The sequence below is a fragment of the Pseudoalteromonas sp. UCD-33C genome, assembly GCF_001306895.1.
GTDB lineage: Bacteria > Pseudomonadota > Gammaproteobacteria > Enterobacterales > Alteromonadaceae > Pseudoalteromonas.
The window spans coordinates 12,648-29,957 of record NZ_LJTB01000002.1 but is presented as its reverse complement, the minus strand read 5'-3'; the positions used below and the strand labels follow the sequence as shown (position 1 = coordinate 29,957).

The window sequence follows — 17,310 nt, the reverse complement described above, 5'->3', positions numbered from 1 at the left end:
TTTTGTACTTAACAATTTATGATTAATGATGGCGGTGCACACCCTCTTTAATCTCTTCTATGAATTTTCGATTAAAGGCTTCCAGGTCGGCTGGGCTTCGGCTTGTGACTATACCCTCATCAACACATACTTCTTGATCAACCCAATTAGCTCCTGCATTGATCAAATCTGTTTTGATACTTGGGTATGAGGTTACTTTGCGCTCCCGTAGTTTGTTAATTTCAGCTAATAGCCATGGACCGTGGCAAATCGCGGCGATAGGTTTGTTTTTACCGGCACTGAAAAAACCATCAACAAAGGCTTTTGCTTCGCTATCTTGACGTAACGTATCTGGGTTGAATAAGCCACCAGGCAGAAGTAACGCGTCATACTCTGCAGAGTCTGCTTCGCTGACTACACGGTCAACACTGACTCGCTCACCCCATTGGTTTTCATCCCATGCGGTGATATCGCCACGCTCAAGTGACACAACTTCGACAAGTGCACCAGCTTCTAATAATGCGCTTCGTGGTGACAATAGCTCGCTTTGCTCAAAACCATTGGTTGCAAGAATGGCAATCTTTTTACCATTCAGTTGGCTGTTTAAATTTGACATGTTATCTCCTTATTTAGGTAAACCTAAATGATTAACAGCAGACAACATGCCAAACTTAATGCATTGAAAATATTGAATAAATTTTCAGGTGTTCTATTTATGCTCTGTAAATACTACACCCGCTTTGCAAATCCTGCTTATAAACCGTCTTTGAGTGCTTTAGCAGGTTTAAAAACTGGCTTGTTAGCGCCTTCTATTTCAATTTCTTCACCGGTTTGTGGGTTGCGTCCTTTGCGTGCTGGGTAATAACTTAGAGCAAACGTACCAAAGCCATTAATTTGCACTTGGTCACCCTCAGAAAGAGACTTTTCGATAGCATTTAACATGCTGGTTAAGGCAGCTTGAGTGTCTTTTTTTGTTAATTCACTGTGGGCAGCCATTTGCGATACTAACGCGGCTTTATTCATAAAAAGTGCTCCAAAATACGCCGCTTAATCATCTGAGGTTAAGCGGAAAAAGATAAGGTAAAACAACCTAAACGCAGGTTTAGGCCAGATTGGCTCGGGAGGCTAAGCTTTCAGGGCTGTTAAGTCAACCTTGTATCTTGCGTGATAACTTGATACAACCCAGTATCTTTTTAAATTAGAGCATTTATAAATTTATGCATGCGATTATTGAATACATCCCGCTGATTTTATTTTTTGCGGTTTTCAAGTTAGTTGATATTTATTGGGCAACAGCCTTGCTGATGCTAACCACCTTAATTCAAGTTGCTTACTGTTATTTTAAAGATGGTAAAGTGCCGACCCGTCACTGGGTGTTTTTTGCCATAGCGGTGGTGTTGGGTACCCTCACCTTAGTGTTCCACGATGAGCAGTTTGTTAAATGGAAAGCCACCATTGTGTATGCCATTTTCAGTGTTACTTTATTAGTAAGCCGCTATGTACTTGGCAAAAACCTAGTGAAAAAAGCACTTAGCTCGATTTTAGAAAATGCCTCTGAGAGTAAACAAGAAATCAACGTACCTGAAGCGCTCTGGAATAAGCTTAACCTATTTTGGGTTGCGGTGACTGCAGGTATCTCGGCGCTGAATATCTACATTGCCTATAACTTCTCGCTCGATTTTTGGGTTAACTTTAAAGTGTTTGGCTTAATGGGCATTACCTTTGTTTGCGTGTTAGCAACTATCATCACCCTATTCAAATACTTACCTGAAGATGACGAAGAGAAAGATCCAAAGCAATCTTAATGTCATAAATCTGTCGTCTTAGCTTGTTAGCGTAAACAAAAAACACGCTGAGACGACATTGAACGCTAACCAATACCGCTGGCTTGAATTTACCCTCATATTTGTTTCTCTGCCGCTATTAGGCTTCTTTCTTCGTGCCTACCTCGCTAACTGGCTAATTCCTGCCCTTATTATTTTAATGGCCGTGTGCGGCATGTTGCTTCTGTCTGATCCCCATTTTAAACGCTTTCGTTTAACAAGCCTTGGGCAATTTAGTACGGTAAAACGTCGCTTATTTAGTTTCTTCTTTTTAGGGGCGCTATTCTCTGGAATGTTTTACGGTATTATGAATCAAGAAAACTGGTTTTCACTGCCACGAAACTCATTTAACGACTGGCTAATGTTGTTATTGCTCTACCCCATTTTATCGGTGATGCCGCAAGAGCTTATTTTTAGAACCTATTTTTTCCATCGTTATAAACGCATTATGCCAAGTAAAACAGTGCGTATTATTGTCAGCGCATCAGTGTTTGCGTTGGCGCATATTGTCTATGCGAATGTATTGGCCGTACTGTTGGCATTTTTAGGAGGGCTGTTGTTTTCTTATACGTACGCGCAAAGCCGCTCAACCTTCGTGTGTGTGATTGAACACAGTTTATGGGGACTGTGGATGTTTACCCTAGGCTTGGGTGATGTGCTTGATGCCGGGGCCTTTTAAAATAAAAAGGTAGGTATAAAAAAGCCGCGCAAAGTGCGCGGCTAAGTATTGAACTGGTTTTTAAAATCCGAAAATACTAAATGCAAAAAACTTAGTGGCCACCGTATTTACAAAGATTAGTAATAAAATGGCAGGGATAAACGTTGATAGCGAGAAGTTCACATACTTCTCTGTGAAGCTGCCAATATAACCTTCACAGCCTTGGCTTAGCTCTGCTGATAAGTTCGCTTTTTTCCAACGATACATAACGAATAAACACACCATTAAACCATTAAGCGGTAAAATCGTGTCGTAAAACACATCATAAACGATATCAAATAAGCTCTTATCTGCACCGCCATAGCTAACAAACTTTGTAAGCGAGTCAACCATACCAAATGACATGGTACATAGCACAGTCAATACACCTGTAGATAAAGTTAAGATAGCCAGTGCTTTTTTACGGCTGATACCTTTACGGTCACTTAATGTTGCAGTTGGCACCTCTACAATTGATACAAGTGACGTAATTGCAGCAAAAAAGACAAGTAAGAAGAATACAAACGCAACAATTGATGCACCCACGTAGCCAATATCAGCTTGTAACGCTAATAAAATTTTTGGTAGGTAGACAAAAATCATCGATACTGACGAGTCAGATAAAGTACTTGGGTCAGTATCTGGGTTAAAACTGAAAATAGCTGGAAGCACCATTAGACCAGCAATAAATGCCACCATCGAATCAGTGACAGCAACCATTTTTGCACTACCAACAATATCGTCTTTCTTAGAGATATACGATGCATAGGTCATTAAGATACCCATACCTAGTGACAACGAGAAAAACGCTTGAGCTAATGCACCATTTAATACGCTGGCATCCATTTTTGAAAAGTCAGGCACAACATAGTACTTTACACCTGCCATTGCGTTATCAAGAGTTAGTACGTAAACAACCAATGCGGTGAGTAGTACAAATAAAGCTGGCATCATAAACTTAGCCGCTTTTTCAATACCTTCTTTAACACCGCCCACTAAAATCAAATTAACGATGATGGCAACCACGGCCATATAACCAAACACGGTGTAGCTATTGATAAAGGTGCCAAAGTTATCTGGCTGGGCCAAGGCATCTAGATTACCAAAAGCGGTTTGCGATAAATAACCGAAAATCCATACAGTGATCACCATATAAAAAACAGCAATCATAAATGGCGTTAATACGGCTAAAAAGCCAGCAAAGTTCCATTTTGGATCATTGCCCGCTAAAAATTTGTATGAACCAAGTGGATCTTTTTGCGCTTTTCGACCCATGGCCATTTCAGCCATCATCACTGGCAAACAGATGAAAATGACAAACAATGCATAGACTAAAAGGAAAGCACCACCGCCGTTTTTTGTAGCTGAAACAGGAAAACCCACTAAGTTTCCGATACCTACAGCAGAACCGGCTGCCGCTAAAATAAAACCGAGGCGGGAGCTAAAATGCTCGCGTTTTTCGCTCATTTAAAAACCTTATTATTATTTTCTCAACCCAGCGACTCTACCAGTGTTACACCGCGTATTTCAAGCTTTATAAGTTAAAGTTATATGGGTTTGTGTAAAGATTATTACGCGAATAATCTCTCGTCTATTGCTAAGAATATGCTACTATTTTTTAAAAATAACATTGAGAACACACCATGCTGTATATGATTTATTCAACTGATGTTGAAAATAGTTTAGAAGCTCGCAAATCTGCACGCCCAGCTCACTTAGCACGCCTTCAAGAATTAGACGATCAAAACCGTTTATTTACGGCAGGCCCATTGCCAGCCATTGATAGTGAAGATCCGGCTGACGCTGGTTTTACTGGTTCATTAGTGGTTGCTGAGTTTGAGTCGTTAGAAGCAGCACGCGAATGGGCTGCAAACGATCCGTATATTGCGGCGGGTGTTTACGACAACTCAGTCGTAAAACCATTTAAAAAAGTATTTGGTTAACCTCTGAACTTAACTGAATCAATAATTCAGTGTTTGTTCACGGCTTATTAACTAAGATTTGGCTATTGAATTACAGAATTTAACGTAATTACTTGAATTTTAGTTAATTGGTTAATTAAACTAAATGGGTCTGGTTTAGGAGTTCCCCGTCATGCGCATATTATTAGCCTTCAGTTTTAGTCTTTTATTTGCATTATCAAGCTTTCATGCTGATGCCAATAAGAAACAAGCCCAAGAGGTGACTAAAAAGCAGGCTGTAACGATCGCCAAAAAATCTGAAGACGGCCGAACCCTAAAAATCACAGAGCAAGATAAAGTATTTACCGTAAGAATTTTAAAAACGAACGGCCACGTGGTTGATGTCCATGTGAACAAAAAGACTGGCGAAGTGAAAAAGGATTAAGAATGCGAATTTTAGTAATTGAAGATGATTTACACTTAGCAGATAACCTTCGTAATGCCCTAGAAAAAGAGCGTTACAGCGTTGACCTTTGTCACGATGGTGAAGCTGGTTTATTCCATATTACCGAATACCCGCTAGATATGGCGGTAGTCGATTTAGGCTTACCAAAAGTAGATGGTATTGAATTAATTACCAAAGCACGTGCACAAGGTATTACCATTCCTATTTTGATTTTAACGGCACGTGACCGTTGGCAAGATAAAGTAGAAGGCTTAGATGCAGGTGCAGATGACTACCTAACTAAACCTTTCCACGTTGAAGAGCTAATTGCCCGCTGTAATGCGCTTATCCGCCGTAGCGCAGGTAAAGCAAACCCAGAAATGACAGCTGGCCCAATTAAAATTCATACTCGCTCACAACAAGTATGGGTTAACGATAAAGAACTTAGCTTAACGGCGTACGAATACAAAGTTTTAGAGTACCTAATGGTTAATCCACAAAAGGTAATTTCTAAATCTGAACTAACAGAGCACATTTACGACCAAGACTTCGACCTTGATTCAAACGTAATTGAAGTTTTCGTATTGCGTTTACGTAAGAAGCTTGACCCTGATGGTACCCTAAACCCAGTTGAAACATTACGCGGCCGTGGTTATAGGCTAAAAAGTCAGTGGTAGCATCGCAAATACCGCTTAAAGTAAGGCAAGGATTTATCCTTGTCTTTGTTTTATTAGTCGCCCTACCAATTCTGTTTTTCTCAATTGGTAAGGCTTACTACGCCTCTTTGGTCGAAGCGACCGAAAAAACCCTCGAAGCTCACTTATATTCATTAATTTCTGAAGTTGATTTCACTGAACGCGGCATCGTTATGCCAAGTACTATCTTAACGCCAGAACTAAACCGACTAAATTCAGACACCTACGCGATGATTTACCGCGGTGACTTACCGGTTTGGTATTCTGAATCGGCGACCAATATCAATTTTATTCCTGATAACTTTGAAGCCCCTGCAGGCTCTGCTGATTTTCGCCGTGTTGAATACAACAATACCGTATACTGGCAGTTAACGCTTACTGTTATTTTAGAGAACATTGACCAATCAGAGCATGCACGTTTTATTTTATTAAAGCGTAATGATGCCCTACTGAGGCTGATGGATGGTTTTAAGCAAACACTCGTAAATTGGATGTATGTGATGGGTGTGGCCATTGCAGCACTTATGGCGATTGGTTTTGTTTGGAGCGCAAGGCCACTGCAACGACTCGATAAAGAAATTAAAGCCATTGAGTCGGGTGATAACCAACAAATTAAAGGTCTTTACCCGGTTGAACTACAAACCATTAAAGCCGATTTAAACTTATTACTTGAATCGCAGCAGCGCCAAAAAGAGCGTTATCGTGCATCGTTAAGCGACCTTGCTCATGCATTAAAAACGCCATTGGCAGTGCTTAAATCAAGCCCTTTAGCCAATGATGCGGATGCACAAGAGCAGTTAGACCGCATTAATGTGATGATCGAACACCAGTTAAAGCGCGCTGCAACAGGTGCGTCTGACACCTGGAAGAAACAAACCCATATCAAGCCTGTTATTGATTCAATTTTAAGCGCGATGAGCAAGGTTTATCGCGACAAAGATATTATATTTACCTCAGAGGTTAGTGAAAAAGACTATTTCTTGGGTGATAAAACAGATTTGATGGAACTACTTGGTAATTTAATCGATAATGCCTGTAAAGCTTGCCGTTCACAGGTCGATATAAAGGTTAAGCAGAACAAAAAGTTAACGCTCAGTATAAGTGATGATGGCCCAGGTGTTCCTGAGCACAAGCGTGAATCATTACTAACTCGCGGTACCAGACTCGATACCTACGAAAGCGGCCATGGTGTCGGCATGGCTATCGTGTCGGATTTAGTCAACTCGTATAATGGCACATTAACCATTAAAGATGCAGAGAAACTAGCCGGTGCTGAGTTTATATTAGAGTTTAATTACCATGATAAAAAATAAAACATCAATACTCGTAAAAGGCAGCTTTTTAGCTTTAATTGCAAGTGCATCGCAGGCTCAAGCAGAGCAAACGTGTGAGCTTGCGAGCAACAATACCGATGACACAAAACGCTATATTCAATGTCTAGATCAAGTTATCGCCGATATTCAGCGTGACCAAAAGATGTGGATTAATAAGCTCACTATGGATCTTGAGAAAATTAAAGAAGATACCGGTAACAGCCAATTGCTACCGATTTTTAATCGCAGCATCAAGAACCAAGAACGTTATTTAGAAGACAGCTGTCGTTGGCGTTATTTACAAAAAATGCCAAATGGTACGAAAGCCGCTATTGCCTACAAGCAATGTGAAATTGAGATCCTAAAAAACCATGTGCAGGTTTTACAGCGACCTCTAAAGTGATAACACATAAACATATTGAAAAGTAAAAAGGCGCTTAAGCGCCTTTTTTAATCTTCAAGTTTTAGCTCTTCGCCATTGCCAAGCAAGGTAGCAAGCCATCGCCCTTCTTGACTAGTCTCTAAGGCTATTTTAACTATCATGGTCAATGGAACTGATAACAGCATACCCACGGTCCCCATCAGCCAGCCCCAAAAAATCAAGGATAAAAACACCACCAGCGTCGATAAACCCAGCCCTTTACCCATAAAACGCGGCTCGACGATATTACCCATCACCGTGTTTATAACTAAATAACCACCAGCAATAAACCCTGCAACCAGTGGGCCTTGAGTGATCAAAGCAAGTAACACAGGAGGCACCGCAGCAATGATAGAGCCAATGTTAGGGATATAATTAAGCATGAACGCCACTACACCCCAAAGTACAAAGTAATCAACATCAAGTGCCCAAAGCATAAAGCCTGCAAGCATACCTGTGCCTAAGCTAACCAGCGTTTTAATAGCCAGATAAGAATTAATTGAATCTAAGAATCGGTCAACCTGCTGCATTTTCATTTCAGGATCATCCAGTGCTAAATGCACTTTTTTGCTCAGCATAGGTCCTTCAAACAACATGAACACCACGGTTAGGATGATCAAAAACAGGTTCGCCATCACGCCACCGAGGCCTGTGAGCATGTTGGTTGCAACATCAATCATTTTGCCCGGATCGAATAAAGAAATAATCTGTTCTTTATCAATCAGGATGTTATAACTCGCTGCAACATTAACTACCCAGACAAACTCTTCTTTTAGTTGTGCTTTGTACTCAGGCAGCTTTTCAGAGAAATCGGTCATCGATTGCCCAACCAATCCGGCAAGGCTTATCCCTACACCAACAATCATCAACATAACAAACACAACAGCAATCCCTTTAGGGATACCGTATTTGGCAAAGAAACGAATTAAGGGATTACAAATAATGGCAATAAAGGCTGCCAACACAAATGGGATAACAATCACACTTGCGGCTTTAATACCCGCTAAAACAACGACTAAAGCAGCAAATATCACTAAACTTTTATTTACACCAGTCAGGCTCGACAAAATAAAATCCTTGTTAGTTTTTTTATCAGTGTAAGTGAAATACGCCGCAAAAGAAATCACAAAGCAGCTGGCACAATTAATGCTCATTATACGTGCATAATTTGAACAATTTATGATACATATAAGTAAGCGTGCTTTAAAAGGAGCTTTATATGGCACATTTATCCGAACAAGAACTCTCTTTTTTCAACCGTTTATTCGAGGCTGAACGGACTGATAGCGATCCAACCGATACAAAAATGTCTGTTAGGCTTAATTTGCCTGATAAATTAAATGGTTTACTTACCAATGCCAAACTGACACTACTGGCTGAAGTAGGGATTTATCAGTTGTGGTTTCCGCTTGAATTTAGCAAGGACGAGAATGGCCAACTGATCCCTGTACTTAGCGCACCAGAAGTAATAGATACCAAAGGCATCGAACGCAGCTGGCGTACGCCAGATCTTGAAATACACACCGAACAATTTCAAATATTGTCTTTATCAAGTACGGGCGTGTTACTCAAGCCGAAGCGTCAATCACCCGATCTTAATAAAGAGATACTGTTGGCATTTAATTTACCTAGTGAAGAACACGTTATCCTTAGCGTAAAGCTAATACGAACGACCAGTAAAGGGATTGCCGGAAAAATAGTGAAAGTGTGTCAGGGTGAAGATGCACTGCGTAAATACTTATTTGAGACCCATAAGCATCATCATGCAAAGCTGTACGAGCAAGGTAACTTTACTACTGAGCTTATCTAGTTGCAGCAGCTTAACAGCTTAGATAAGCTTGGCGTTTTGCAGCAAGTCACAACAAGGTATTTTATGAGTTACCCTATTGGAACCCCAGGTAAACCGTGGAACGACGCAGATAAGAAAGCATGGTTTGAATTACAGTCAGTAAAGCGTAGCTATTTAGATGATGTTGTATCGCAACTAAACTCTTTATCAAGCGATTTCAATATTGAGCAATATGGCGCATTGAGTTACGACAGAGACAAATACCCACTTTACATTTTAAAGAGCAAGCAATGGCAAGCTAATAAACCGGTTGTGCTGGTTACCGGTGGTGTTCATGGTTATGAAACAAGTGGTGTGCATGGTGCTTTAGCGTTTGCTAAGAGAAGTGCCAAAGACTACTTTGCTGACTTTAATATTTTAGTGGCTCCGTGTATCAGCCCTTGGGGTTATGAAACGATTAACCGCTGGAATCCAAATGCCACGGATCCAAATCGCTCATTCTATGCAGATAGCCCAGCTGAAGAGTCTGCAGCAATTATGCAGTATTTAGCCGACAACGCTATTGCACCTTATGTGCATATTGACCTACATGAAACGACAGACACTGATAATAGTGAGTTTCGCCCTGCTCTAGCAGCACGTGATGCAACGACCCACGATAACTGGAACATTCCTGATGGCTTTTATCTTGTCGCTGATAGTGAGCGTCCGCATGATGCATTTCAAACAGCGATTATAAAATCAGTTGAGAAAGTAACCCACATCGCACCAAGTGATGAGAATAACCAGTTGATTGGTGTGCCACAAACTCAATTTGGTGTGATTAATTACCAAGCGAAAAAACTGGGGTTATGTATGGGCTTAACCGATGCAGAATATGTCACAACAACAGAGGTTTACCCTGATAGCCCACAGGCAAATGACGACATTTGTATTGATGCACAAGTAGCCTCAATTACCGGTGCTTTGAACTATATTGTTAACAAATAGTTAGTTATATTTTAAATCTGGGGTGAATGATTTATCCACCCCAACCTTGAATAACTAGATAAAATTTACACATATATAAATTTAATGAAAAAGTTATGTTTTTTGAAATTTGTATACTAAATAACTAGACACATACATAGAATTGTATAAAATTCGCGCTCTTTTTAATTCAAAAGGGAAGCAAATTGGAATTTAAGAATCACTATGGCAGTGTCAGTATCATCACTGATGGTCCAATTATTATTGGGCAATTTTCTGGTAATATTAACGCACGTTTGGTCAATGACTTTGCAGTCGATTTAAAAAAGCATATTTCTGCTTTAGCTGGAAAGCCGTGGGCATATATTAGTCATTCTACCCAATTACTTGCTACCACCCCTGATGCTGAACGTGGTTTCACGCATTTATTTCGTGCTCTGCAAGGCACTAACTGTATAGCCACCGCTTATATGTTTAGCTCGTCTATTGTGCTTAATCAGATGAAACGCATCATTGCACAAGCGCAATCACCGATTCAAATAATGGACTGTTTATTTGATGATTTAGACAGCGCTAAGGCTTATGTGCTTAAGCAGCTCGAATTTGCAGAAATGGCTTGTTAAAAACAAGCCATTTTCGTTTCTGGAGCCGTGATTGAGGTTAATCTCGGTAAAACTTAGTTTCTTTAGTTATTGCGATATCAGCATCTTCTAATGCTTGAATGTGAAAACTGATAGGCGTTACTTTTGATTTCAGCTCGTAGCCATCTGCAACCACAGTGACAGGCACACGCTTCATCTGACCTGCCTCAACAGTTATCGTTTCAGGCACTTGTAAGCTTGCTTCTTCAATACCACTGATGCCAATTGAATAGCTCAAGCTATGCTGTGTTTTGTTGATAATTGATAAGGTATATGGGTTTTCTACTAAGCCTTCAAAATTTACACGGTACAGGGCATTACGGTCACGAATGACAGAAGCCTCAATAGGTGTACGCATTGCCATCCACACAACCATGCCAACGACAAACAGCGCTGTTAAACCACCATAGCCAAGCAGTTTTAACCTAAATGGATTGGTCGTTTTGCCTTCCATTTGTTTTTCAGAGGCGTACCTGATAAGGCCTTTTTGATAGTTGAATTTTTCCATCGTGCTATCGCACGCATCAATACATAAGCCACAGTTTATGCATTCATACTGCAAGCCATTACGAATATCGATACCGGCTGGGCATACTTCAACACATAGGTTACAGTCTACGCAGTCACCTAAGCCTAACTCTTTAGGATCGGCTTTACGCTTACGCGCACCACGAGACTCCCCTCGCGCTTGATCGTAGGTAACAACTAACGTGTCTTTATCAAACATTACTGATTGAAAACGTGAATAAGGGCATGCGACAGTACACATTTTTTCACGTAAGAATCCCGCATTGCCATAGGTACAAAAAGCAAACAGGAATACCCAAAAGCTGACGATCCCAGACATTTCTAAGGTAAATAAGCTCATGTATAGAGACTTAGCAGGGATGAAATAAGCCATAAATGACATAGATGTAAGCAAAGAGATCAACAGCCAAGCTGCATGCTTAGTGATTTTCTTTTGCCATTTACTCACTGACCAATCAGCTTTATCAAGTTTAATACGCTGATTACGGTTACCTTCCACTTTATGTTCGACCCAAGTAAACATCAGCATCCAAATTGTTTGTGGGCAAGTGTAACCACACCAGACACGACCTAACCAGTTAGTGACGAAAAACAAAGCAAACGCCCCTGTCATAAATAACATGGCTAAGATCATAAAATCTTGTGGTAATAGCGTTAAGCCAAATAAAGTAAATTTTTGGCTGGCTACGTCGAGTAAAACAGCTTGACGGCCATCATAGGGGATCCACGGAATGGCGATGAACGTCAGCATTAGCACCCAGCCTAAGTAACGGCGGATACGTTGGAAATACCCCTTTTGCTCACGAATATAAATTGGCCCTTCTTGGTTGTAGGGCTTGATGATTAAGTCTTGCTCTTTAATATCAAATTTCATTTTGCTACTTACTTTTGTGTCGGTAATAACCTGACAGAGCAACAATCAGGCCAACATAAATTAAAAGTAAGTCATTGATATTAAATGGTTAAATTTATATTTGAACATTCAAAAGCACGATATATCGCGAATGCTCGCGGTATATCACGAATCAACGCTTTATCGCTAGCTTTTTCATCTTTGATCTAAGGGTACTTTCTGGCAGGCCCAGCAAGGTTGCAGCACCATTTTCACCTGATATTTGCCCGTTACAGCGTTTTAGCACCTCACAAATATGCTGCTTTTGTACAGCATCAAGAGAAACCACCTGCTCATTTGATTGCTCGTTACTCAAAGGTGCAGACAGCTGTAATACAGCTTGCTTAGACAAAATAGCTTCACGCTCAAGGATATTTTGTAGCTCACGAATATTACCTGGCCAATCATAATTAGCCAATTTAGTGAGTGTTGCTTTGCTTAGCCCTTTTAACTGTTTACCTAAGCGCTTGTTTAACTGCGTAATAATATTTGCTGCAAGTAGTGGAATATCTTCCTTGCGTTCACGAAGCGCAGGCACACGAATAGGAAACACATTTAGGCGATAATACAAGTCCATTCGAAAGCTACCCTGCTCAACCATTTGCCACAAGTTACGATTTGTTGCAGCCAACACTCGGATATCGACTTTTAAAGTTTGACTACCACCGACACGCTCAAACTCTTGCTCTTGTAGTACCCGCAGTAATTTACTTTGCGCCTCTAATGGCAGCTCTGCCACTTCATCTAAAAATAAAGTGCCTTTATCAGCCAGTTCAAAACGCCCTTTTCTGCGTTCGTTAGCGCCAGTAAACGCCCCTTTCTCATGACCAAATAACTCAGATTCAATTAAGTTGGCGGAAAACGCCGCGCAGTTTACTTTTATGAAAGGTTGCTCAGCACGATTGCTCAAGCGGTGAAGGTTTCGTGCCACCAGCTCTTTACCCGTGCCGTTTTCACCTAAAATCAAAACCGTACTATTGGTTTGGCTTACCAAGGTAATTTGCTCGAGCATACTTTGAAATGAATGACTTTGCCCAACTAAGCCAGAGTCTTGCCAATCTTCATTTAACTCTGAAATCAGGTAAGCATTTTCAGCTTGTAGCTGCTCAGATAAGTGCTGAACTTGTGCTAAGGCATCACGCAACGCCACTTCTGTTTGCTGTTGTTTGGATACATCGCGAAAAATCGCGACTGCCCCAATCAAGGCACCATTTTTATAAACTGGCGTTGAAGTATACTCAACAGCAAAATAGCTTCCATCTTTACGCCAGAATACTTCATCGTTTACATGACGGTGTTTGCCATCGAACATAGTGCAATATATTTGGCATTCATCCGCCGGGTATGGTGAGCCATCTTTACGAGTGTGATGATGATATTGATGTATTTTTTTGCCAAGGAGTTCGTCTGCTTTCCAGCCTGTCATGCGCTCCGCAGCAGGGTTTACAAAAACTGCATTACCCGATAAATCGAAGCCATAAATACCTTCACCTACGGCATTTAGCAGTAATGTGGGGTCGTTTAAAAATTCCTTGATCATAGCTATCACTCAATTCGCGAAATATCACGAGAAATTATGACAAGGTTGAACATGCTTAACAAGCAATTACAAAAAAAGCGGCTAGAAGCCGCTTTAAAATATCAAATAGTTTTACAGTGTGGGCACTAAAATAATTTCACCCTGAGATACTTTCATATCTAATGGTAGTTTGCTCAACAGTGCGACTTTAGGGTCGTTCATATTTAGCTTATAGACAGGGTTAACCGCTAAAAAGCCGTTAATCACTTGCATTGCTTGGTCATCTAATAAGTTTAAGCTGCCCTTAAAACCCGCGGTGTCGATTGTTGTATCAACCAGTTTTACATTACGTAAAAAGACCGCTTTTTTCTCGCTGTCATAAAATGGGCTGCCTTCAATTTGTAGTTTTAAGCGTACTGGATACTTAAGCGCAAACGCTTTGATAACAGCACTAGAATCAGCTCCTAAAACCACCACATCACGCTTATCTGGGCCAACATTGACACTCAGGTCGTTTACTGCAAAATCAACTGGTAAGCCCATCAGCTTAATCTGTTCACTTAGTTTTGGTAATTGATTAGCAAGTGCTGCTTCAATCTCAGAATTGGTAAACGAGTAAACAGACATCCCTTGGTCTGTACTTTTACATGCTCCTAAAAATAAACAGGTAAGTAGTAATAAAATTCTCATTGTTTTCCTCAAAAACACACGGAAAAAAACCGCTTTAAAAAGCGGTTTTATTCGTTAAATTGCAAATATTGCTTTAAGCCTTGCTAGTGTGTCAGCTGAAACTGAACCCTCACTGACTGCAAGTAATTGCTTTAAGTAATAATAAACATCTGCGTGCTCACCACGGTGTTTATCATCTAACATCGCAACTTGCTCTGTCATACGTAACTGACTATCGGCCGATTCTACGCCTGCCAGAATTTCGATACGAGTTAACAGCTGCGCAGCGTTTAGCCTAGTTGTTAATGAAGCTTGAAACTGTGAAGGCAGTTCACTGTGGCTCTCAAGAGCAGCAAATAAAGCCGTTAACTTAGACTGCTCTGCTTGCTTACTGATCTGCGCTGTTTTTGCGCTAATCGCTGCCTCTAACTGAGTCACGCGTGCCGATAATGCTTTTGAGTACTCAAGCTCTGCAAGCTTCACTGTTAAATCTTTAAGCTGTGCAAGGTGCACCACGGTCTCAAGTGCAGACTCAAGCTCACTTAATTGCTCTGCGGCAACTTCGTCATTTTGTTGCTGAACTTGCTTTTGCTGTTCAAACTCGGCACTGCGCTTAGCAAAGGTGTCGTCATTAACTCGTCTGAATTGCTGCCATAAAGTGTTTTCAGCTTTCATTCCAGCAAAGCCAATAGTCTGCCATGTTTGTTGAAGTGCTTTTAGCTCTTGGCACGCAGCAGCTAAATCATCGCTTTGCGATAACTGTGTTGCTTGCTCAACAAGTGCAGCTTTTTGCTCAGCATTTGCTTTATGAAATGCAACAAGTTGACCTTGAACTTGTGATTGCACAGCTTTAAATTGCGCTTGTAGTTCACGATATGTTTTAGGATCGACGTTACCTGCAGAGCGCCACGCTTTAGCGGTACGGTTAAACTTGCTTTCAAACTGCTTCCAATCAAACTCATCAGAAGAGGTATCAAGCTCTGTTAACTGCTGCATTTGCGAGATTATTTCAACGCGCTGTGCTTTAGCTTGCTCACGTTGTTGCTCTTGCTCTGCGAAATACTCACGACACGGCGCAAACAGTAATTCAATTTGTTGATCGAATAACTCGCCTTGTTGCTTTTCTGCATCAGTATCTAAACGCCCTAACTCATTCCAACGACGACGTAACTGTTTAACTTGCTCCGCGCGTTGTTTAGGGTCAGTGCACTCGGTTGCAACAAGTTCATTTACTTCAACAAGTAATGCATCACGCTTTGGCGCTGATGCGTATTTTTGCCAATCTTTTGCTTCGGCTAACTGTGTTTCTAAATCAGCTTTCAAGCTATTTAATGGCTGCTTGTAATAGTCTGTAAGTGTTGCGTATAGCTCTTCAAAACCTTTAAACACACCAAAGGCAACATTAAAGCGACCTTGGTCAATTAAGCGTTTTACATCACGAGCTTTACGCTTCGCTGTTTGTTGATTTTTCTCAAACTTATTCGTCAGCGGTGCCATCGCTTGCTGCCAGCTGTTTACTACTTCAGCTAAATTGGCTTTAAAGCGACCCTGTAAACGACTAGGAATACTTGCCAGCTTTTTGCGTGCTAATTTTTGCTGTTGCTCAAACTGCTGTTTTAGCCCGTCAAACTCGCTTTCGTCTTCGGTTGTCGCAACTGAGTTTAATTGATCAAATGCCCCTTTAAACTCAGCAATAGCACTAACCAGTTGCGGTAACTGTTCGACTTGGTTAAATAAATTTGTTAAGTGCAGTTTTACATCACTAACATGTTTGTTCTCAGATAAGTTCGCCTCTGCTAACGCATCTTTTGCCTCTGCAACTTTTGCCTCGAGCCAATCTTGCTGAATTTGCTCTGGCGTTTCTAAGCCTAATTGCAATGCATTTTCAATTTCTTCGCCAATTGCTTCAAGACTTGCCAGTGCTAATACCTGACGTTGTTGTTCAGCTAACGCTTGCTGCGTTGCTTCATGCTCTTTACTTAAAACTGCAATATGAGATTCAAGCTTTTGCGTAATAGCTGAATATTTCTTATCTAACGTGCTTACTTGCTCATCGCTCAGCCATTTTAGTTCGATAGCTTGCCACTGCTGTAATAACTCAGCATGTTGCATCGACACTAACTGAAAGTCATTTTTATCACGAAGCGCATTAAGCTTTGCTAATACTACACGTGTATCAGCTTCTACTTTGGCAGGCATTTCTATCGCTAAGCGTTCATTGTCAAGATGAGTCGCCAGTTGTGTGTGTGCCTCACCTTTTGCATGCTTTAATAGTGATTTAGCAAGTTGATGATTAATCACAAGCTCAACAAGTTGCAATTGCAGCTCTTCACGGCCTTCTTTAAAAGCTTTATCAATTAAGCTTGGGTTTGCTAAACGCTTTAATAACTTAACGCGAACTTGAAGTTCTTTTTCTGCAAAGGCGAGTTTCTCAAGAGTTTTGACTGGTGCATAACGCTCAATAAATTCATTTTTGATATTTGCATCTAGCTGGCTATCGGTATTTAAAACCGCTTGGTTAATATGCTGTTCTGCAACGTCTTTAAGTGCTTGGTCTTGCTTGTATGCTTGCCACCATAAAACAATATCGTTCACTTTGTTTAATGCTTTTTTGCGGATCTCAGCTGAGCTGTCTTCAAGGGCAATGCTATTTAAGATGCTAAGGTCACGCTCTGTATCAAGACGTTCTACCGCAGCTAAACGCACTTGGTTTTTAGGATGCTTCCACTTTGGAGTAAACAGGTGTTTAAAGATCATTTTCACTAAACCTAGCTATTTCATTTTCTGATGCGAATTCTTTTTGCAATTGAGCTTTGCTCTTTTGCACCATTTCACCATTTGCGCCAATGGTAAACTGCTCATTGCTTTGCGAAACTTTAGCTTGATAAAGCATCACGAGTTGAACGGTTTGTTGTTTTTGTTCTTCAGACAAAGGAGTGCCGTCAGGCCACTTACCCGTTGAGGCACCATACTGAAGACGTTCAAATACTTCTGGGGTGATATTTTTAACGATGTGATCAATATTCATG

Annotated in this window: 19 protein-coding genes; 10 read left to right on the top strand and 9 right to left on the bottom strand. The window is 40.8% G+C overall.

Annotated elements, in window-relative coordinates; genetic code table 11:
* Positions 1 to 22 precede the first annotated feature (22 nt).
* Both AOG26_RS03335 and AOG26_RS03330 read right to left on the bottom strand, forming a co-directional pair.
* Positions 23 to 595, bottom strand: coding sequence for a type 1 glutamine amidotransferase domain-containing protein (locus AOG26_RS03335; protein ID WP_054561226.1), 573 nt, complete (start codon positions 593 to 595; stop codon positions 23 to 25).
* Positions 596 to 732: 137 nt separating this feature from the next.
* The gene (locus tag AOG26_RS03330) at positions 733 to 1,002 is read right to left on the bottom strand and encodes an HU family DNA-binding protein (RefSeq protein ID WP_054561225.1); all 270 of its coding nucleotides are present in this window, start codon (positions 1,000 to 1,002) and stop codon (positions 733 to 735) included.
* A gap of 194 nt (positions 1,003 to 1,196) precedes the next feature.
* Between AOG26_RS03330 and AOG26_RS03325 the strand changes: the two genes are divergently transcribed.
* Positions 1,197 to 1,784 carry an inner membrane-spanning protein YciB gene (locus AOG26_RS03325; protein ID WP_054561224.1) on the top strand — a complete coding sequence of 196 codons (588 nt, stop codon included), beginning with the start codon at positions 1,197 to 1,199 and terminating at the stop codon, positions 1,782 to 1,784.
* Positions 1,785 to 1,842: 58 nt separating this feature from the next.
* A complete protein-coding gene (locus AOG26_RS03320) occupies positions 1,843 to 2,481 on the top strand; it encodes a CPBP family glutamic-type intramembrane protease (RefSeq protein ID WP_054561223.1) in 639 nt (212 codons plus the stop codon).
* Positions 2,482 to 2,541: 60 nt separating this feature from the next.
* Here the strand turns inward: AOG26_RS03320 and AOG26_RS03315 are convergent, their stop codons facing one another.
* Positions 2,542 to 3,966, bottom strand: a complete 1,425-nt coding sequence (locus AOG26_RS03315) for a sodium-dependent transporter (protein ID WP_054561222.1) — start codon at positions 3,964 to 3,966, stop codon at positions 2,542 to 2,544.
* Positions 3,967 to 4,142: 176 nt separating this feature from the next.
* On the opposite strand from AOG26_RS03315, the gene AOG26_RS03310 reads away from it, so the two are divergent.
* The 5 genes from AOG26_RS03310 to AOG26_RS03290 all read left to right on the top strand — a co-directional run bounded on the left by AOG26_RS03310 (position 4,143) and on the right by AOG26_RS03290 (position 7,256).
* A complete protein-coding gene (locus AOG26_RS03310; RefSeq protein ID WP_054552909.1) occupies positions 4,143 to 4,442 on the top strand; it encodes a YciI family protein in 300 nt (99 codons plus the stop codon).
* A gap of 151 nt (positions 4,443 to 4,593) precedes the next feature.
* Positions 4,594 to 4,845, top strand: coding sequence for a PepSY domain-containing protein (locus AOG26_RS03305; RefSeq protein WP_054552908.1), 252 nt, complete (start codon positions 4,594 to 4,596; stop codon positions 4,843 to 4,845).
* Positions 4,846 to 4,847: 2 nt separating this feature from the next.
* Positions 4,848 to 5,522: a response regulator transcription factor gene (locus AOG26_RS03300; protein WP_054552907.1), complete on the top strand. Its 675-nt coding sequence runs from the start codon at positions 4,848 to 4,850 to the stop codon at positions 5,520 to 5,522.
* Complete coding sequence (locus tag AOG26_RS03295; protein WP_054561221.1) at positions 5,516 to 6,853, top strand: ATP-binding protein; 1,338 nt, start codon at positions 5,516 to 5,518, stop codon at positions 6,851 to 6,853. The genes AOG26_RS03300 and AOG26_RS03295 overlap by 7 nt, the downstream gene beginning before the upstream one ends.
* The gene (locus tag AOG26_RS03290; RefSeq protein WP_054561220.1) at positions 6,840 to 7,256 is read left to right on the top strand and encodes a hypothetical protein; all 417 of its coding nucleotides are present in this window, start codon (positions 6,840 to 6,842) and stop codon (positions 7,254 to 7,256) included. The genes AOG26_RS03295 and AOG26_RS03290 overlap by 14 nt, the downstream gene beginning before the upstream one ends.
* A 47-nt stretch (positions 7,257 to 7,303) precedes the next feature.
* Here AOG26_RS03290 and AOG26_RS03285 read toward each other — a convergent pair whose 3' ends face one another.
* On the bottom strand, positions 7,304 to 8,341 hold the full coding sequence (locus tag AOG26_RS03285) for an AI-2E family transporter (RefSeq protein ID WP_054561983.1): 1,038 nt from the start codon (positions 8,339 to 8,341) through the stop codon (positions 7,304 to 7,306).
* A 152-nt stretch (positions 8,342 to 8,493) separates the two neighbouring features.
* On the opposite strand from AOG26_RS03285, the gene AOG26_RS03280 reads away from it, so the two are divergent.
* From AOG26_RS03280 to AOG26_RS03270, 3 genes are all read left to right on the top strand, one after another.
* Positions 8,494 to 9,084: a hypothetical protein gene (locus AOG26_RS03280; protein ID WP_054561219.1), complete on the top strand. Its 591-nt coding sequence runs from the start codon at positions 8,494 to 8,496 to the stop codon at positions 9,082 to 9,084.
* Positions 9,085 to 9,147: 63 nt separating this feature from the next.
* A complete protein-coding gene (locus tag AOG26_RS03275) occupies positions 9,148 to 10,053 on the top strand; it encodes a M14 family metallopeptidase (protein ID WP_054561982.1) in 906 nt (301 codons plus the stop codon).
* Between the two features lie 185 nt (positions 10,054 to 10,238).
* The gene (locus AOG26_RS03270) at positions 10,239 to 10,655 is read left to right on the top strand and encodes a hypothetical protein (RefSeq protein ID WP_054561218.1); all 417 of its coding nucleotides are present in this window, start codon (positions 10,239 to 10,241) and stop codon (positions 10,653 to 10,655) included.
* Between the two features lie 37 nt (positions 10,656 to 10,692).
* Here AOG26_RS03270 and ccoG read toward each other — a convergent pair whose 3' ends face one another.
* The 5 genes from ccoG to AOG26_RS03245 all read right to left on the bottom strand — a co-directional run bounded on the left by ccoG (position 10,693) and on the right by AOG26_RS03245 (position 17,309).
* Positions 10,693 to 12,075 carry a cytochrome c oxidase accessory protein CcoG gene (ccoG, locus tag AOG26_RS03265; protein WP_054561217.1) on the bottom strand — a complete coding sequence of 461 codons (1,383 nt, stop codon included), beginning with the start codon at positions 12,073 to 12,075 and terminating at the stop codon, positions 10,693 to 10,695.
* Between the two features lie 151 nt (positions 12,076 to 12,226).
* The gene (locus tag AOG26_RS03260; protein WP_054561216.1) at positions 12,227 to 13,633 is read right to left on the bottom strand and encodes a sigma-54 interaction domain-containing protein; all 1,407 of its coding nucleotides are present in this window, start codon (positions 13,631 to 13,633) and stop codon (positions 12,227 to 12,229) included.
* A gap of 111 nt (positions 13,634 to 13,744) precedes the next feature.
* The gene (locus tag AOG26_RS03255; protein WP_054561215.1) at positions 13,745 to 14,302 is read right to left on the bottom strand and encodes a DUF1439 domain-containing protein; all 558 of its coding nucleotides are present in this window, start codon (positions 14,300 to 14,302) and stop codon (positions 13,745 to 13,747) included.
* A 54-nt stretch (positions 14,303 to 14,356) separates the two neighbouring features.
* Positions 14,357 to 17,038 (bottom strand): DUF349 domain-containing protein, encoded by a 2,682-nt coding sequence (locus AOG26_RS03250; protein WP_054561214.1) that lies wholly within the window; start codon positions 17,036 to 17,038, stop codon positions 14,357 to 14,359.
* A complete protein-coding gene (locus tag AOG26_RS03245; protein WP_054561213.1) occupies positions 17,028 to 17,309 on the bottom strand; it encodes a YeaC family protein in 282 nt (93 codons plus the stop codon). The genes AOG26_RS03250 and AOG26_RS03245 overlap by 11 nt, the downstream gene beginning before the upstream one ends.
* Between the last annotated feature and the right edge of the window lies 1 nt (position 17,310).

Excerpts from the sequence above, each read along its gene's own strand:
- AOG26_RS03335 (WP_054561226.1), bottom strand. The coding sequence starts at position 595 with ATGTCAAATTTAAACAGCCAACTGAATGGTAAAAAGATTGCCATTCTT.
- AOG26_RS03330 (WP_054561225.1), bottom strand. The coding sequence starts at position 1,002 with ATGAATAAAGCCGCGTTAGTATCGCAAATGGCTGCCCACAGTGAATTA.
- AOG26_RS03325 (WP_054561224.1), top strand. The coding sequence starts at position 1,197 with ATGCATGCGATTATTGAATACATCCCGCTGATTTTATTTTTTGCGGTT.
- AOG26_RS03315 (WP_054561222.1), bottom strand. The coding sequence starts at position 3,966 with ATGAGCGAAAAACGCGAGCATTTTAGCTCCCGCCTCGGTTTTATTTTA.
- AOG26_RS03310 (WP_054552909.1), top strand. The coding sequence starts at position 4,143 with ATGCTGTATATGATTTATTCAACTGATGTTGAAAATAGTTTAGAAGCT.
- AOG26_RS03305 (WP_054552908.1), top strand. The coding sequence starts at position 4,594 with ATGCGCATATTATTAGCCTTCAGTTTTAGTCTTTTATTTGCATTATCA.
- AOG26_RS03300 (WP_054552907.1), top strand. The coding sequence starts at position 4,848 with ATGCGAATTTTAGTAATTGAAGATGATTTACACTTAGCAGATAACCTT.
- AOG26_RS03290 (WP_054561220.1), top strand. The coding sequence starts at position 6,840 with ATGATAAAAAATAAAACATCAATACTCGTAAAAGGCAGCTTTTTAGCT.
- AOG26_RS03280 (WP_054561219.1), top strand. The coding sequence starts at position 8,494 with ATGGCACATTTATCCGAACAAGAACTCTCTTTTTTCAACCGTTTATTC.
- AOG26_RS03275 (WP_054561982.1), top strand. The coding sequence starts at position 9,148 with ATGAGTTACCCTATTGGAACCCCAGGTAAACCGTGGAACGACGCAGAT.
- ccoG (WP_054561217.1), bottom strand. The coding sequence starts at position 12,075 with ATGAAATTTGATATTAAAGAGCAAGACTTAATCATCAAGCCCTACAAC.
- AOG26_RS03260 (WP_054561216.1), bottom strand. The coding sequence starts at position 13,633 with ATGATCAAGGAATTTTTAAACGACCCCACATTACTGCTAAATGCCGTA.
- AOG26_RS03255 (WP_054561215.1), bottom strand. The coding sequence starts at position 14,302 with ATGAGAATTTTATTACTACTTACCTGTTTATTTTTAGGAGCATGTAAA.
- AOG26_RS03250 (WP_054561214.1), bottom strand. The coding sequence starts at position 17,038 with ATGATCTTTAAACACCTGTTTACTCCAAAGTGGAAGCATCCTAAAAAC.
- AOG26_RS03245 (WP_054561213.1), bottom strand. The coding sequence starts at position 17,309 with ATGAATATTGATCACATCGTTAAAAATATCACCCCAGAAGTATTTGAA.